Genomic DNA, 14,687 nt, shown 5'->3' on the forward strand with positions numbered 1-14,687 from the left:
TTTGGAATACCCGCATGCCTGACACTTTCGATGCCGATCATTTACGCGCCAGCCTCAAGCCTTTGGCCCAGTGGCAGCCGTTGTCGGACGAGGCGAAGGCGTATCAGCGGTTTTATAAAACCGATTTCCCCGAGCGCGATGTCTGGCGCGGCATGGGCCGGTTCGACGTGGACGGATATGAGCTGGTCAGCCATTGCTGGTGGCCGGAGAAGGTCAAGGGCACGCTGTTTCTGCTACACGGTTTTTACGATCACACCGGGCTGTATCGGCATGTCATCGAGTGGGCACTGGATCAGGATTTTGCTGTTATTGCCTGCGACTTGCAGGGGCATGGTTTGTCGAGTGGGCCGCGGGCGAGCATCCGTGATTTCTCTGAATATCAGGACGCCTTGCAGGCGTTGTTCGCCGAAGCCGCTTCGATTGCCCTGCCGCAACCCTGGCACCTGTGCGGGCAAAGCACCGGCGGCGCGATCGTCGTCGACCATGTACTCAATCATGGCGAGGGCAGCCCGGCGCAAGGCCATTTGATTCTGTTGGCGCCGCTGGTACGTCCGCGCGCCTGGGGCTGGTCGCAGCTCAGTTATTACCTGCTCAGACCTTTCGTGCGAGGCATCGCCCGGCGCTTCAGCGAGAACTCCAACGACCCGGATTTCCTGCCGTTTCTGCAGGCCGATCCGTTGCAGCCAAAGCGCTTGCCGACCGCGTGGGTCGGTGCGCTGTCGCGCTGGATCATCCGCGTCGAGCACGCGAAAAAAAGTCCGCGACGGCCGCTGATCATTCAGGGGCAGGCGGACATGACCGTGGACTGGCAGCACAACCTGCAGGTGCTGAAGTGGAAATTCGACCGGCCGCAGATTCTGTTGCTGCCAGAGGCGCGGCATCATCTGGCGAACGAGACGCTGGAGATGCGCGAGGAGTATTTCGAGTTTCTGAACAAGCGGATCAGGGGGCGGAATCTTTAGCGTCTGTTAAGGCCTCTTCGCGAGCAGGCTCGCTTCCACAGGAGACCGCGATCACCTGTGGGAGCGAGCCTGCTCGCGAAGGCGACCCTTCAGGCAATAGAAATTACTGGCCAAGGTTCGAGGAGCTTTGCCCCACCGCCAACCCGGCCCGGATCGCTGCCAGCGCCGCCTGGTAATACGCCTTGCCCTCGGCAGACTCGGCAAAGGTCGCGAACTGCTCCAGTTCGTCATCCGACAGATCGCGATAAACGTAGAGCAGCGTGTTGTTCAAATCGGCACCGATCTGCTCCATCAGGCGCTGGCGCTGGCCGTTCAGCATGCCTTGCGCCTGACCGCCGCCGAGCAGGCCGGGAATCATCGAACTCAAGCTGTCCGCCGCCACGCCGGCAATCGCCAGGCTGACTTCGGCGCCGGCCTCGCGCGCCGGCAGCGCTTGCGCCAGATGGCCGATGATCAGCAGACGGCTGTCGCTGACCTGCATCTTCGGCAAGCCTTTGGCGTTCTTCGCCAGTTGATCGCGACGGGTGGCGAGCAATTCAGCGGCGACGATTTTCTTGCCCAGTGGCGATTGAAAGAACGTCAGCGCCGGTTGTGGATCGGCCAAGTGCTGGCGCAATTGCGCTTCGGCACGCTGATCCATGGCCTGCGGTGCGAAGCGCTGGTTGCTGTTGTTGACCAGGGCCTGAAACACCGCCGGTGGCAGGTTGTTCTGGTAGCGCTGCTGCGCGGCACTCAGGGCATCGTTGAAATGCGCACGTTGATCTGGCCAGCCGGCGATCTTGTACAACTGATCGTGGCCGTCCGCCCAGGCGGGCAAAACGCAGAACATCAACAGTGAAAAAAGCAAACGGCGCATAGGGACTCCTGTCAGCAGCGGACTATTCTCCGTGCGGTGCCGGTACTTGTCGAGAATTCGTATCAAGCCGCCGCGTGGCTCTGTCGGATTTCCTGCCGCCGGCATACTATGCGCGCCATGCAAATATCCTCTGAACACCCGCTGCTGTTACGTATCGTCGACGACCTGGCCGAACACGGCTGGTCGCAGCAGAACATTTTCCTGCCCGCGGGGTTGACCCGTGAGCTGGCGGCCGAGTGCCGCAAACGTGAGGCCGAGGGCGAACTGGCGCCGGCAGCGGTAGGCCGTGGGCCGTTTTCGGAGATTCGCGAGGGCATTCGTGGCGACCACATCCAGTGGATCGACCCGGGCCAGGCCGAGGCCAGCGACCGTTACCTGAATCTGATGGAGAGTCTGCGCGAGGCGCTCAATCGCGGGTTGTTCCTCGGGCTTGAGGATTTCGAGTGCCACTTCGCCCTGTATCCGCCGGGCGCGTTCTACCGCAAGCACGTCGACCGTTTTCGCGACGATGACCGGCGCATGGTCTCGGCGGTGGTCTACCTCAATGACGCCTGGCTGCCGGAAGACGGTGGTCAGTTGCGCATGTACCTGAGCGAAGACCGGGTGCATGACGTGCAACCCACCGGCGGCTGCCTGGTGGTGTTCCTCTCTGGCGAAGTACCGCATGAAGTGTTGCCGGCGCATCGCGAGCGCCTGTCGCTGACCGGCTGGTTTCGTCGTCGTGGCAACGAGCCGTTCTGAGATGCAGAAGATTCTGGTCAGCCGTTGCCTGTTGGGCCACCGCGTGCGTTACGACGGCGGGGCCAGCGGGCCGTTCGACTTGCTCGAACAGTGGATCGCCGAAGGCCGTGTAGTGCCGCTGTGTCCGGAAGTGGCCGGTGGTTTGCCGACCCCGCGTGCTGCGGCGGAAATCCCGGGCGGGCAGGGCACCGACGTGCTTGATGGCAAGGCAGCGGTGATCACCACCGAAGGCGAGGACGTCAGCGCGCAGTTTCTCGACGGCGCGCGGCAGGCGCTGGCACTGGTGCAAAAGCATGGCATCCGCGTGGCGGTGCTCAAGGCCAATAGCCCTTCCTGCGGGAATCTGCTGACCTATGACGGGACGTTCAGCGGGGTGAAGGTCAGTGGCGAAGGCGTGACGGCCGCGTTGCTCAAACGGCACGGCGTTCAAGTCTTCAGTGAACTTGAACTGGAGCAGGCCGCCATGGCCCTGACCCACCTCGACTAAAAGCCCACCACAGACCGTCTGTAGGAGCTGTCGAGTGAAACGAGGCTGCGATCTTTTGATCCTTAAAATCAAGATCAAAAGATCGCAGCCTGCGGCAGCTCCTACGGTTCGGTGAACCACTTCTCGGTCAGCGCCGCCAGGCGCCCATCGGCCTTGATCCGCTGCAACGCACCTTCCAGGCTGGCGTGAAATGCCGGATTACCCTTCTGAAACGGAATCGCCAGCTCCACCGGGGTCGCTTTCGGCTTCTCTTCGGTCAGCGCCTGCACCAGCACCATTGGCCGTGGCTGCTCATCCTTCTTCGCCCATAGCTGCGAGTCGACCTTGCCGTAAGACTCGCTGAAGTCGAAACGATCCTTGAGTTCAGGTGTCAGTGCTATGTGGTTGAGCGCGACGTCGTACTTGCCGCTTTCAACGCCCTGGAGCAGGTCGGCTTCGTCGGTGACGATGAAGTCGGCGCGTACATCCAGCTCGTTGGCCAGCAGTTGCCCAAGCTCGACCTCGAACCCCGTGAGTGTGTCGCCATCCTTGAAATTGAAGGGCGGTGTATTAGCCTCAAGGGCAATGCGCAACTCGCCACGGTCGTTGATGTCATCAATCAGTTCGGCGTGAGCCAACGGGCTCAGAAGGGGTAGCAGGCAGATCAGGCCAGGCAGAAGGCGCATGGTCACTCCTTTGAAATCATTATTGCGATGCTCTGAGTCAGGCTCGCTTTGCTATGGTTGTCGAGTGCCTTCGACAACGAATGGTCATGAAGTTGTCATGACCGCGCGGATTTTACGGAAAAACTGGAGAAGAGAATGAAAACGTTTATGTCACGAGCAGCCTTGGCTGGCCTGTTGATGGGTGTTTCAGTGCTGGCCAGTGCAGCGACCCCGGCGCCTAAAGGTGCCGAAGTGTTCATCGTTTCTCCCGAAGACGGGGCCACGGTTTCTCAGGAGTTCAAGGTCAAGTTCGGGGTCAAGGACGTTGCGCTGGCACCGGCCGGTGACGTTACCAAGAACACCGGTCACCATCACCTGCTGATCGACGTCGACCAAATGCCGGCGGCGGGCGCGCCGATTCCGAATGATGCGAACCACATGCACTTCGGCAAGGCGCAGACCGAGGCCACGATCAAACTGGCCCCGGGCAAGCACACCTTGCAGCTGGAACTGGGCGACAGCGGCCACATGCCGTTCGATCCGCCAATCGTCTCGAAGAAAATCACCGTCAACGTCAAATAAGTTTCCGGCGGTGCATGAAAAAGGGAGCCCGGAGGCTCCCTTTTTCATTGCTCGGCGTTCGATCAGAACAGCACGCGGCTACGGATGGTGCCGTTGACGTGTTGCAGCTTCTCTTGCGCCAGCTCCGAGTACTCGGCGTCGACGTCGATCACCACGTAACCGACTTTCTCGTTGGTCTGCAGGAACTGACCGGAGATGTTGATGCCGTTTTCGGCGAAGACCTTGTTGATCTCGCTCATCACACCCGGAATGTTCTCGTGGATGTGCAGCAGACGGTGCTTGCCAGGGTGAGCCGGCAGGGCCACTTCCGGGAAGTTCACCGACGACACCGAAGTACCGTTGTCGCTGTACTTGACCAGTTTCTCCGCCACTTCCAGACCGATGTTGGCCTGGGCTTCGGCAGTCGAGCCACCGATGTGCGGGGTCAGGATCACGTTGTCCAGGCCACGCAGCGGGCTTTCGAACTCTTCGTCGTTGGAGCGTGGCTCTACCGGGAACACGTCGATGGCCGCGCCGATCAGGTGCTTGTCCTTGATCGCGTCCGCCAGGGCGTCCAGCTCGACCACGGTACCGCGCGCGGCGTTGATCAGGATGCCGCCCTTCTTGATGGCGCGGATTTCCTTCTCGCCGATCATCCACTGGGTCGCAGCGGTTTCCGGAACGTGCAGGGTGACGATGTCGGACATGCCCAGCAGCTCGTGCAGGTTGCCGACCTGAGTGGCGTTGCCCAGCGGCAGCTTGGTCACGGTGTCGTAGAAGAACACCTGCATCCCTAAGCCTTCCGCCAGAACCGACAGCTGCGTACCGATCGAGCCGTAGCCGACGATGCCGAGTTTCTTGCCACGGATCTCGAAGGAGTTGGCTGCGGACTTGATCCAGCCGCCACGGTGGCAGGACGCGTTTTTCTCAGGGATGCCGCGCAGCAGCAGGATCGCTTCGGCCAGCACCAGTTCCGCGACGGAGCGGGTGTTGGAGTACGGCGCGTTGAACACGGCGATACCGCGTTCGCGGGCAGCACTCAGGTCGACCTGGTTGGTGCCGATGCAGAAACAGCCGACCGCGACCAGCTTCTTCGCGTGATCGAAGATCTCTTCGGTCAGTTGGGTGCGCGAACGAATGCCGATGAAGTGAGCATCAGCGATCTTTTCCTTGAGCTCGGCTTCCGGCAAGGAGCCTGTCAGGTATTCGATGCTGGTGTAGCCCGCCGCCTTGAGGACGTCGACAGCCGATTGGTGGACGCCTTCGAGAAGAAGGAACTTGATCTTGCTCTTATCGAGAGAAGTCTTGCTCATCTGCGTAAACCTGTATCCCGGAGAAAAATGGCAGGAAATGGTCAACAGACATTGACCTGGACGACAAGAAAGCCGTCACCGCAGAACTGGCCTTGGGCACTGGCCTGCGGGGTCGGTATGCTAGCATAGCCACCCCGCGAAACACTCATTCCTGCGACGTGAAGCGTCTTCAGGATGACCATGAATTGTTCGAGAGTTCTGTCGATGACCAATCCTGCCCTGATTGATGAACTGAAGACCCTGGTCGAGCCTGGCAAGGTCCTGACCGACGCCGACTCCCTGAATGCGTACGGCAAGGATTGGACCAAGCACTTTGCTCCCGCGCCAAGCGCCATCGTGTTTCCCAAGACCATCGAGCAGGTGCAGGCCGTCGTCCGCTGGGCCAATACCCACAAAGTGGCGCTGGTGCCATCCGGCGGGCGCACCGGGCTGTCCGCCGCCGCCGTCGCAGCGAATGGCGAAGTGGTGGTGTCGTTCGACTACATGAACCAGATTCTCGACGTGAACCTCACCGATCGCACCGCCGTGTGCCAGCCGGGCGTGGTCACCGAACACCTGCAAAACGTCGCCGATGAAAGCGGCCTGTACTACCCGGTGGACTTCGCGTCGGCCGGTTCCAGTCAGATTGGCGGCAACATCGGCACCAATGCCGGCGGGATCAAGGTGATTCGCTACGGCATGACCCGTAACTGGGTCGCTGGCCTGAAAGTGGTCACCGGCAAGGGCGATGTGCTGGAGCTGAACAAAGACCTGATCAAGAACGCCACCGGTTACGACCTGCGCCAGTTATTCATTGGTGCCGAGGGCACTTTGGGTTTTGTGGTCGAAGCGACCATGCGTCTGGATCGCGCGCCGAAAAACCTTACGGCGATGGTTCTCGGCACCGCTGATTTCGACTCGATCATGCCGGTGCTGCACGCCTTTCAGGGCAAGCTTGACCTGACCGCGTTCGAATTCTTCTCCGACAAGGCCCTGGCCAAAGTGCTGGGCCGTGGCGACGTACCGGCGCCGTTCGACACCGAGTGCCCGTTCTATGCGTTGCTGGAATTCGAGGCCACCAGCGAAGAAGTGGCCAACACCGCGCTGGAAACCTTCGAGCACTGCGTCGAGCAGGGCTGGGTGCTGGACGGCGTGATGAGCCAGAGCGAAACCCAGCTGCACAACCTGTGGAAGCTGCGCGAGTACATTTCCGAAACCATCTCGCACTGGACGCCGTACAAGAACGACATCTCGGTCACCGTGTCGAAAGTGCCGGCGTTTCTGCAGGAAATCGACGCGATCGTCGGTGAACATTACCCGGATTTCGAAATTGTCTGGTTCGGCCACATTGGCGACGGCAACCTGCACCTGAACATCCTCAAGCCGAATAACCTGAGCAAGGACGAGTTCTTCGCCAAGTGTGCGACCGTCAACAAGTGGGTGTTCGAAACCGTCGAGAAATACAACGGTTCGATCTCCGCCGAACATGGCGTGGGCATGACCAAGCGCGACTACTTGACGTACAGCCGTTCGCCGGTCGAAATCGAGTACATGAAGGCGGTCAAAGCGGTGTTCGACCCGAACGGCATCATGAACCCGGGCAAGATCTTCGCGGTTTGATTGGCAATCCCCTGAATCAATGAAGGCAGGAGTCGGTAAATGAGCTATCAGCACCAGTACGTCGACGGCACGCGCATTCACTTCCCGATCGGGAAAGTGGTGTGCATTGGCCGTAATTACGCCGAACACGCCAAGGAACTGGACAATCCGGTGCCTACCGAACCGTTGCTGTTCATCAAGCCGGGCAGTTGCGTGGTGCCGCTGGAAGGCGGGTTCAGCATTCCGACCGAGCGCGGCTCGGTGCACTACGAAGCGGAAATCGCCGTGTTGATCGGCAAGCCGCTGTCGACCAAACCGAGCCGCGAAGAAGTGCTGGATGCGATCTCCGGTTTCGCCCCGGCGCTGGATCTGACCCTGCGCGACAAGCAGGCCGAGCTCAAGTCCAAGGGCCTGCCATGGGAAATCGCCAAGTCGTTCGACGGCGCGGCGGTGATCGCGCCGTTCGTGGTCGGCAGCACGTTCCCAGACCTGACCGACATCGGCATTCGCCTGACCATCAACGGTGAAGTGCGTCAGGACGGCAACAGCAGCGCGATGCTCAACCCGATCGTGCCGATGATCCAGCACATGGCCGGCTGCTTTTCGCTGCAGGCCGGCGACGTGATCCTCACCGGCACGCCAGTGGGCGTCGGCCCGTTGAACGTCGGCGACGACATCGTCCTGGAACTGGTTGGCGCGAGCCGCTTCAGCAGCAGCGTACGTTAATCGCCACGCCGCAAATCCCTTGTGGGAGCGAGCCTGCTCGCGAAGGCGCCAGGTCAGTCGACATCATTGTTGACTGATACTTCGTCTTCGCGAGCAGGCTCGCTCCCACATCGCTTTGTGGTGTCCTGAAGAAGGTTGGCGGCACACGCCAATCCCGTCATTTGCCGTTTTTTTCACATTCTGTCCGGATAATTCCTCTCATTCTGGCGTCTGAGCCGGCCTCTTTGTGCTATTACCCATAGCCTGAATTTTCGGAACGCGTCCCTGATGTCAGCTCAAACACAGCTCAATCCTCCTCGTCGCTCACGTTTTGCCCTGCGCTGGTATGTCTGGCTGTTGCTGGTGCTTGCCGCCGCGTATGGCCTGGCGTTTGCCATGCATTGGGACGACCGTGGCCTGCTCTGGTTGCGCGAGCGTTTCGAAAGCCAGGCCGAGCAAAAAGCGAGCATCTGGTTGCCGGACTATCGTGTGGTCATCGACGGCAAACTGCTGCCGGGCATGGAAAAGGACGAGGCCTCTGACCTGTCCTACAACCCGCAGACCAAAACCCTGTTTTCAGTGATGGGCAAGAACCCGTTTCTGGTCGAACTGACCCTGCAGGGTGATGTGCTACGCAAGATGCCGCTGGTGGGCTGGAGCAATCCGGAAGGCGTAACCGTGTTGCAAAACGGCCTGATGGCGATCGTCGATGAGCGCGAACACCTGCTCTCCATCGTCAAGGTCGATGCCGAAACCCGTGAACTGAAGCGCGACCAATTCCCGAAATACGACCTGGGCCCCTCGAAAGACCAGAACAAGGCGTTCGAGGCGATTACCTGGGATCCGCGCAATCAACAGTTGCTGCTGGGCGAAGAACGGCCACCGGCGCTGTTCACCTGGAAAAGCGACGGCAGCGCGATCCTCAAGGGTGACAAGCAGAAGCTGGCCAATGATGAGCTGGATATCCGCAACCTCTCGGCGCTGGCCATCGACCCGCGTACCGGCCACACCCTGGTGCTGTCCGCCGATTCGCATCTGTTGCTGGAGCTGGACGAGAAGGGCGAGCAAGTCAGCTTCATGACCCTGCTGGGCGGCTTCAACGGTTTGAAGAACACCATCCCTCGCGCCGAAGGCGTGACCATGGATGATGCCGGTACGCTGTACATGGTCAGCGAACCGAACCTGTTCTACCGCTTCGAAAAGCAGAAATAACCACCTGAATCTCTCCCTGTAGGAGCTGCCGCAGGCTGCGATCTTTTGCTTTTGTTTTTCAAGATCAAGATCAAAAGATCGCAGCCTGCGGCAGCTCCTACACGGTTCTGTTGTGGACAAGGGCAAGTGGCCATTAAGCTTCAGTTCAGACAGGCGTGATATTTCATCCGCCTGTTTTGATTCCGAGCCTGCCCGAATGCGTCGACTTGCCCGCCCCAAGCCTCTGTTCATCATCCTGTCGGTGATTGCCCTGATCGCGCTGGTTGCGATCGGCCAATACATGCGTCTGTTCGAGCGAGCCTGGTTCAATTTGCATACGCTCTGGCAGCCGATGAGCAGTGACGCCATCGGACTCGATCAGTACCGGGTGCAGATCGAAGCGAAGGTCATCGACGGGCTGAACGACGATGTCTCGGCGCTGACTTACGATCCGGTGCGCAAGAGCCTGTTCACGGTGACCAACAAGAATGCCGAACTGATCGAGCTGTCGCTGGACGGCACTATCCTGCGCCGTGTCGCCTTGATCGGCTTCGGCGATCCGGAAGCAGTGGAGTTCATCAGTGCCGACACCTACGTAATCACAGACGAGCGCCAGCAGCGCCTGATCAAGATCCGACTGGAGCATGACACCACGTTCCTCGATGCGGCGGATGTCGAACAGATGACACTTGGCGTGCACATGAGCGGCAACAAGGGCTTCGAGGGCCTGGCGTATGACTCGGTGGGCAAACGCCTGTTCGTGGCCAAGGAGCGCGACCCGATGCTGATTTATGAAGTGCACGGATTTCCGCACTTCAATCCGGAAAAGTCCTACGCGGTACACGTGATCAACAACCCCAAGCGCGATGCCGGGATGTTCGTGCGCGATCTGTCGAGCCTGCAATACGACGAGCGCAGCGGTCATTTGTTGGCGCTGTCCGACGAGTCGGGGCTGATTCTGGAACTGGATGTTGATGGACGTCCGCTGAGCACCTTGTCGCTGAACAAGGGCCGGCAGGGTTTGCACAAGAGCGTGCCGCAAGCCGAAGGCATGGCGATGGATGATGACGGAACGTTGTATCTGGTGAGTGAGCCGAACTTGTTTTACGTCTTCAAGAAACCTGCACAGCCTTGACTCACACCGCAAAACACTGTGGGAGCGAGCCTGCTCGCGAAGGCGTCGTGTCAGCCAATGAAAATGTTGGCTGAACGGGCGCTTTCGCGAGCAGGCTCGCTCCCACAGGTTTATTCGTCTGCCCATTAATTTCGGGCAGTCTGGGCTTACTCAGCCTTCAGCGTTTTTACACCTTCGCTGGTGCCCAGCAACAGCAGATCCGCCGGGCGCGCCGCGAACAGGCCGTTGGTGACCACGCCGACGATCGCGTTGATCTGCGCTTCCAGCTCCACCGGGTTGGTGATCTGCAGGTTATGCACGTCGAGGATGATGTTGCCGTTGTCGGTCAGCACGCCTTCGCGGTACACCGGGTCGCCGCCCAGTTTCACCAGTTGGCGGGCGACGTGGCTGCGGGCCATCGGGATCACTTCCACCGGTAGCGGGAATTCGCCCAGCACCGGCACCAGTTTGCTGGCGTCGGCGATGCAGATGAAGGTCTTGGCCACGGCCGCGACGATCTTCTCGCGGGTCAGGGCGGCGCCGCCGCCCTTGATCAGGTTCAGGTGTTCGTCGCTCTCGTCGGCGCCGTCGACGTAGAACTCCAGGTCGCTGACAGTGTTCAGCTCATACACCGGAATGCCGTGGCCCTTGAGGCGCGCGGCAGTGGCTTCGGAACTGGCGACCGCGCCATCGAACGCGCCCTTGTGCTGGGCCAGCGCATCGATGAAGCAGTTGGCGGTGGAGCCGGTGCCGACCCCGACGATGCTCTTGTCATCGAGTTTCGGGAGGATGAAGTCGACGGCGGCCTGAGCCACTGCCTGTTTGAGTTGATCCTGGGTCATGCGGGCTCCGGAAGCGGGCAAGGTGAGTTCGGAAAGGCCGGCATTATAGCCCCCATGCCCGGCGAAAACTCCTGTGGTGAGGGGATTTATCCCCGATGGAGGGCGAAGCGCTCCCCGGCACTCCTCCCAAATATTGCGCTCTCAGGTTGACGACGGCTGCGCCGCCGATCGGGGATAAATCCCCTCACCACAATGAGGTTTACATCACAAAGTGTTCGCCCCGGCTAAAACCCCCTGTTCAGTGTGGTCGCACGGGCAAAAGCCGGGTTAGACTCGTCGGTCCCGCCCAATCGCCAGTGATGCTTTCCGATGCTCGAACAGTACGTCAAAAAGATCCTCACCTCGCGCGTTTATGACGTTGCCGTAGAAACCCCGCTGCAGAACGCTCGCCAGCTCTCCGAGCGGCTGGGCAATGACATTTGGCTCAAGCGTGAAGACTTGCAGCCGGTGTTCTCGTTCAAGATTCGCGGCGCCTACAACAAGTTGACCCAGCTGACCGACGAAGAACGTGCCCGTGGCGTGGTCACCGCGTCGGCGGGCAACCATGCGCAGGGTCTGGCGCTGGCGGCGAAAGTGCTGGGCGTGAAAGCCACCATCGTCATGCCCAAGACCACTCCGGAGATCAAGGTCGAAGGCGTGCGCTCGCGCGGCGGCAAAGTCGTGCTGCACGGCGATTCGTTCCCGGAAGCGCTGGCCTACTCGCTGAAACTGGTCGATGAAAAGGGCTACGTCTACATCCACCCGTACGACGATCCGCACACCATTGCCGGGCAGGGCACCGTGGCGATGGAAATTTTGCGCCAGCACCCGCAACCGCTGGACGCGATCTTCGTGCCGGTCGGCGGCGGCGGTCTGATTGCCGGTATCGCGGCGTACGTGAAATATCTGCGTCCGGACATCAAGGTCATCGGCGTCGAGCCGGACGACTCCAACTGCCTGCAAGCGGCCATGGCCGCCGGTGAGCGCGTGGTACTGCCGACCGTGGGCATCTTCGCCGACGGCGTGGCGGTGGCACAGATCGGCCAGCACACCTTCGACATCTGCAAAGACTACGTCGACGAAGTGATTACTGTCAGCACCGACGAGATCTGCGCGGCAATCAAGGATATCTACGACGATACCCGCTCGATCACCGAACCTGCCGGCGCCTTGGGCGTGGCCGGGATCAAGAAGTACGTCGAACTGCGCGGCGTCAGTGGCCAGACCTTCGTCGCCATCGACTCCGGAGCCAACGTCAACTTCGACCGCCTGCGCCATGTCGCCGAGCGCGCCGAGCTGGGCGAGGGTCGCGAGGCGATCATCGCCGTGACGATCCCGGAGAAGGCCGGCAGCTTCAAAGCCTTCTGCGAGGCGATCGGCAAGCGTCAGATCACCGAATTCAACTACCGCTACAACACCGGCAGCGAAGCACACATCTTCGTCGGCGTGCAGACGCACCCGGAAAACGACCCGCGCAGCGCGCTGCTGGCGAGCCTGACCGAGCAGGGTTTCCCGGTACTCGACCTGACCGACAACGAACTGGCCAAGTTGCACATCCGCCACATGGTCGGCGGCCATGCGGCGCACGTGATCGACGAAGTGGTGTTCCGCTTCGAATTCCCGGAACGCCCGGGCGCGCTGTTCAACTTCCTCAACAAGCTCGGCGGGCGCTGGAACATCTCGATGTTCCACTACCGCAACCACGGCGCAGCTGACGGCCGGGTGGTCGCGGGCCTGCAAGTACCGCATGACGAGCGCCATCTGGTGCCGGCGGCGCTTGAGGAAATCGGTTATCCGTACTGGGATGAAAGCGAAAACCCGGCCTATCAGTTGTTTCTTGGCTGAGCGGCTACGCTGATGGGCAGGCCCTGAGGAAATCGAACAATGGAAACGTTAACTGCCCTGAAAGCCGCGCACATGGTCGCCACTGTAGTGTTGCTGGCCGGTGCGCTGGGGTTGGGAGTCTGGGTTTTTCTGGCAAAACGCAAAGGTGATGCAACGGCGGGCAGCCGCACCTTGCAACGGCCACGGGTGTTCATCTGGCTGTTGATGGGCCTGGCGTTGCTGAGCATGCCGTTTACCGGCTGGGGCATGGTGCATCTGGTCGGCTGGCCGCTGGGGCAGACCTGGCTGCTGGCCTCCAGCGTGCTGTACACCGTGGCGGCGCTGGCGTGGTTCTGGTTGCTGGTGCGGTTGAATCGCTTGCGCAAGGCGCCGGGTGGCGTTGGCAGGTTCACTTTTGCCTTGGCGTTGTTCAGTTTTGTCTGCTTTGTCGCCATTGCCGGGTTGATGGGCGCCAAGCCTGTTTAAGGCTTCACACCGCGTTGCCCCATTCGCGAGCAGGCTCGCTCCCACGGGGATTTGTGAACGACACAGATCCAATGTGGGAGCGAGCCTGCTCGCGAAGGCGTAATCAGCCGCGCAACGAAATCACCGGCCAGCCCCGCTTCTCGGCCTCGGCCCGCAGATTCGGATCCGGATCCACGGCCACCGGGTTCGCCACCTGCTCCAGCAGCGGCAGGTCATTCATCGAATCGCTATAGAAATAGCTGTCATCCAGCGAATGCCCGGTTTCCTCCAGCCAGCGATTCAGGCGCGTCACCTTGCCTTCGCGGAAGCACGGAATGTCGGTGCTGCGCCCGGTGTAGCGGCCATCGACCATCTCGCACTCGGTGGCGATCAGGGTTTCAACGCCCAGGCGCACGGCAATCGGCGCGGTGACGAAGCGGTTGGTGGCGGTGATGATCACCAGTTTGTCACCGGCGTCACGGTGCTGTTTCAGCAACTCCAGCGCCTTGGGCAGCATGATCGGCTCAATGCAGTCGCGCATGTAATCGTTATGCCACTGCTCAAGCACGGCCATTTCGGTGCGACCGAGGATTTCCAGGCAGAAGTTCAGGTACGCGGCGTTATCCAGCTGGCCGGCCAGGTAATCCTGGTAGAACTCGTCGTTACGCTGCTTGTACGCCACCGGATCGAGGAAGCCGCGCTCGCACAGATAGTCGCCCCAGGCGTGATCGCTGTCGCCGCCCAGAAGGGTGTTGTCCAAATCGAATAGAGCCAGGCGCATTGCAGTTACCCGCTGAAAAGTCAGTAAAAAGGCGACAAGAATACGGTCTTTTCACAAGAGTGCACATAAGGTAGGAACCTTCGTTGCCGCCTTATCAAGCTTTGTGGAACAATGCGGCGACATGCGTTTGCGAGGTTGTTGCCGTGATCGACCCCGATGGTTTCCGCCCCAATGTCGGGATCATTCTGACGAATGACGCCGGCCAGGTGCTATGGGCTCGCCGTATCAATCAAGATGCCTGGCAGTTTCCGCAAGGGGGAATCAACCCCGAGGAGACGCCGGAAGACGCCTTGTACCGCGAGCTGAACGAAGAAGTTGGCCTGGAACGTGAAGATGTTGAAATACTGGCCTGTACCCGGGGCTGGTTGCGCTATCGTTTGCCGCAACGTCTGGTGCGTACCCACAGCCAACCGCTGTGCATCGGCCAGAAACAGAAATGGTTTCTCCTGCGCCTGATCTCCAACGAGCAGCGGGTGCGGATGGATTTGACCGGTAAACCGGAGTTCGATGGCTGGCGCTGGGTCAGTTATTGGTATCCGTTGGGCCAGGTGGTGACATTCAAGCGCGAGGTGTATCGACGCGCCCTCAAAGAGCTTGCCCCGCGCCTTTTAGCGCGCGACTGACGACGGAGTTCGACCCCGAGC

At 60.4% G+C, this 14,687-nt stretch carries 16 protein-coding genes; 11 read left to right on the forward strand and 5 right to left on the reverse strand.

Annotated features, from left to right (window positions below):
• Window positions 1-14: 14 nt before the first annotated feature.
• The gene (locus ACM6HV_RS09115) at window positions 15-962 is read left to right on the forward strand and encodes an alpha/beta hydrolase (protein ID WP_414904018.1); all 948 of its coding nucleotides are present in this window, start codon (window positions 15-17) and stop codon (window positions 960-962) included.
• A 103-nt stretch (window positions 963-1,065) separates the two neighbouring features.
• Here ACM6HV_RS09115 and ACM6HV_RS09120 read toward each other — a convergent pair whose 3' ends face one another.
• Window positions 1,066-1,818: a DUF2059 domain-containing protein gene (locus ACM6HV_RS09120; RefSeq protein WP_414904020.1), complete on the reverse strand. Its 753-nt coding sequence runs from the start codon at window positions 1,816-1,818 to the stop codon at window positions 1,066-1,068.
• A 108-nt stretch (window positions 1,819-1,926) separates the two neighbouring features.
• On the opposite strand from ACM6HV_RS09120, the gene ACM6HV_RS09125 reads away from it, so the two are divergent.
• A complete protein-coding gene (locus ACM6HV_RS09125; protein ID WP_047297188.1) occupies window positions 1,927-2,559 on the forward strand; it encodes a 2OG-Fe(II) oxygenase in 633 nt (210 codons plus the stop codon).
• Between the two features lies 1 nt (window position 2,560).
• Window positions 2,561-3,046 carry a DUF523 domain-containing protein gene (locus tag ACM6HV_RS09130; protein WP_414904021.1) on the forward strand — a complete coding sequence of 162 codons (486 nt, stop codon included), beginning with the start codon at window positions 2,561-2,563 and terminating at the stop codon, window positions 3,044-3,046.
• Window positions 3,047-3,147: 101 nt separating this feature from the next.
• On the opposite strand, the gene ACM6HV_RS09135 is transcribed toward ACM6HV_RS09130, so the two are convergent.
• Window positions 3,148-3,711, reverse strand: a complete 564-nt coding sequence (locus ACM6HV_RS09135; RefSeq protein WP_145593635.1) for a transporter substrate-binding domain-containing protein — start codon at window positions 3,709-3,711, stop codon at window positions 3,148-3,150.
• A gap of 135 nt (window positions 3,712-3,846) precedes the next feature.
• On the opposite strand from ACM6HV_RS09135, the gene ACM6HV_RS09140 reads away from it, so the two are divergent.
• Window positions 3,847-4,272: a DUF4399 domain-containing protein gene (locus tag ACM6HV_RS09140; protein WP_041072147.1), complete on the forward strand. Its 426-nt coding sequence runs from the start codon at window positions 3,847-3,849 to the stop codon at window positions 4,270-4,272.
• A gap of 62 nt (window positions 4,273-4,334) precedes the next feature.
• On the opposite strand, the gene serA is transcribed toward ACM6HV_RS09140, so the two are convergent.
• Window positions 4,335-5,564 carry a phosphoglycerate dehydrogenase gene (gene serA / locus ACM6HV_RS09145; protein WP_003229219.1) on the reverse strand — a complete coding sequence of 410 codons (1,230 nt, stop codon included), beginning with the start codon at window positions 5,562-5,564 and terminating at the stop codon, window positions 4,335-4,337.
• A 204-nt stretch (window positions 5,565-5,768) separates the two neighbouring features.
• Here serA and ACM6HV_RS09150 point away from each other — a divergent pair, with 204 nt between their 5' ends.
• The 4 genes from ACM6HV_RS09150 (at window position 5,769) to ACM6HV_RS09165 (ending at window position 10,173) form a co-directional block, all read left to right on the forward strand.
• Window positions 5,769-7,163 carry an FAD-binding oxidoreductase gene (locus ACM6HV_RS09150; protein WP_414904022.1) on the forward strand — a complete coding sequence of 465 codons (1,395 nt, stop codon included), beginning with the start codon at window positions 5,769-5,771 and terminating at the stop codon, window positions 7,161-7,163.
• A gap of 39 nt (window positions 7,164-7,202) precedes the next feature.
• Window positions 7,203-7,868, forward strand: a complete 666-nt coding sequence (locus ACM6HV_RS09155; protein WP_041072151.1) for a fumarylacetoacetate hydrolase family protein — start codon at window positions 7,203-7,205, stop codon at window positions 7,866-7,868.
• Window positions 7,869-8,135: 267 nt separating this feature from the next.
• Complete coding sequence (locus ACM6HV_RS09160; protein WP_414904023.1) at window positions 8,136-9,059, forward strand: SdiA-regulated domain-containing protein; 924 nt, start codon at window positions 8,136-8,138, stop codon at window positions 9,057-9,059.
• Between the two features lie 196 nt (window positions 9,060-9,255).
• On the forward strand, window positions 9,256-10,173 hold the full coding sequence (locus ACM6HV_RS09165) for an SdiA-regulated domain-containing protein (RefSeq protein ID WP_414904024.1): 918 nt from the start codon (window positions 9,256-9,258) through the stop codon (window positions 10,171-10,173).
• A gap of 146 nt (window positions 10,174-10,319) precedes the next feature.
• Here the strand turns inward: ACM6HV_RS09165 and rpiA are convergent, their stop codons facing one another.
• Window positions 10,320-10,994 carry a ribose-5-phosphate isomerase RpiA gene (gene rpiA, locus ACM6HV_RS09170; RefSeq protein ID WP_007965573.1) on the reverse strand — a complete coding sequence of 225 codons (675 nt, stop codon included), beginning with the start codon at window positions 10,992-10,994 and terminating at the stop codon, window positions 10,320-10,322.
• Window positions 10,995-11,303: 309 nt separating this feature from the next.
• On the opposite strand from rpiA, the gene ilvA reads away from it, so the two are divergent.
• Together ilvA and ACM6HV_RS09180 are read left to right on the forward strand one after the other, a co-directional pair.
• Window positions 11,304-12,818, forward strand: a complete 1,515-nt coding sequence (gene ilvA / locus ACM6HV_RS09175) for a threonine ammonia-lyase, biosynthetic (RefSeq protein WP_041072159.1) — start codon at window positions 11,304-11,306, stop codon at window positions 12,816-12,818.
• A gap of 39 nt (window positions 12,819-12,857) precedes the next feature.
• Complete coding sequence (locus tag ACM6HV_RS09180; protein WP_414904025.1) at window positions 12,858-13,283, forward strand: DUF2269 domain-containing protein; 426 nt, start codon at window positions 12,858-12,860, stop codon at window positions 13,281-13,283.
• 103 nt (window positions 13,284-13,386) lie between these two features.
• Here ACM6HV_RS09180 and ACM6HV_RS09185 read toward each other — a convergent pair whose 3' ends face one another.
• Window positions 13,387-14,043 carry an HAD family hydrolase gene (locus ACM6HV_RS09185; RefSeq protein WP_041072163.1) on the reverse strand — a complete coding sequence of 219 codons (657 nt, stop codon included), beginning with the start codon at window positions 14,041-14,043 and terminating at the stop codon, window positions 13,387-13,389.
• A 143-nt stretch (window positions 14,044-14,186) separates the two neighbouring features.
• On the opposite strand from ACM6HV_RS09185, the gene ACM6HV_RS09190 reads away from it, so the two are divergent.
• Complete coding sequence (locus ACM6HV_RS09190; protein WP_003229203.1) at window positions 14,187-14,666, forward strand: RNA pyrophosphohydrolase; 480 nt, start codon at window positions 14,187-14,189, stop codon at window positions 14,664-14,666.
• Window positions 14,667-14,687: the final 21 nt, after the last annotated feature.

It is taken from the genome of Pseudomonas sp. IT-P260 (assembly GCF_949768395.1).
GTDB classification, from domain to species: Bacteria; Pseudomonadota; Gammaproteobacteria; order Pseudomonadales; family Pseudomonadaceae; genus Aquipseudomonas; species Aquipseudomonas parakoreensis.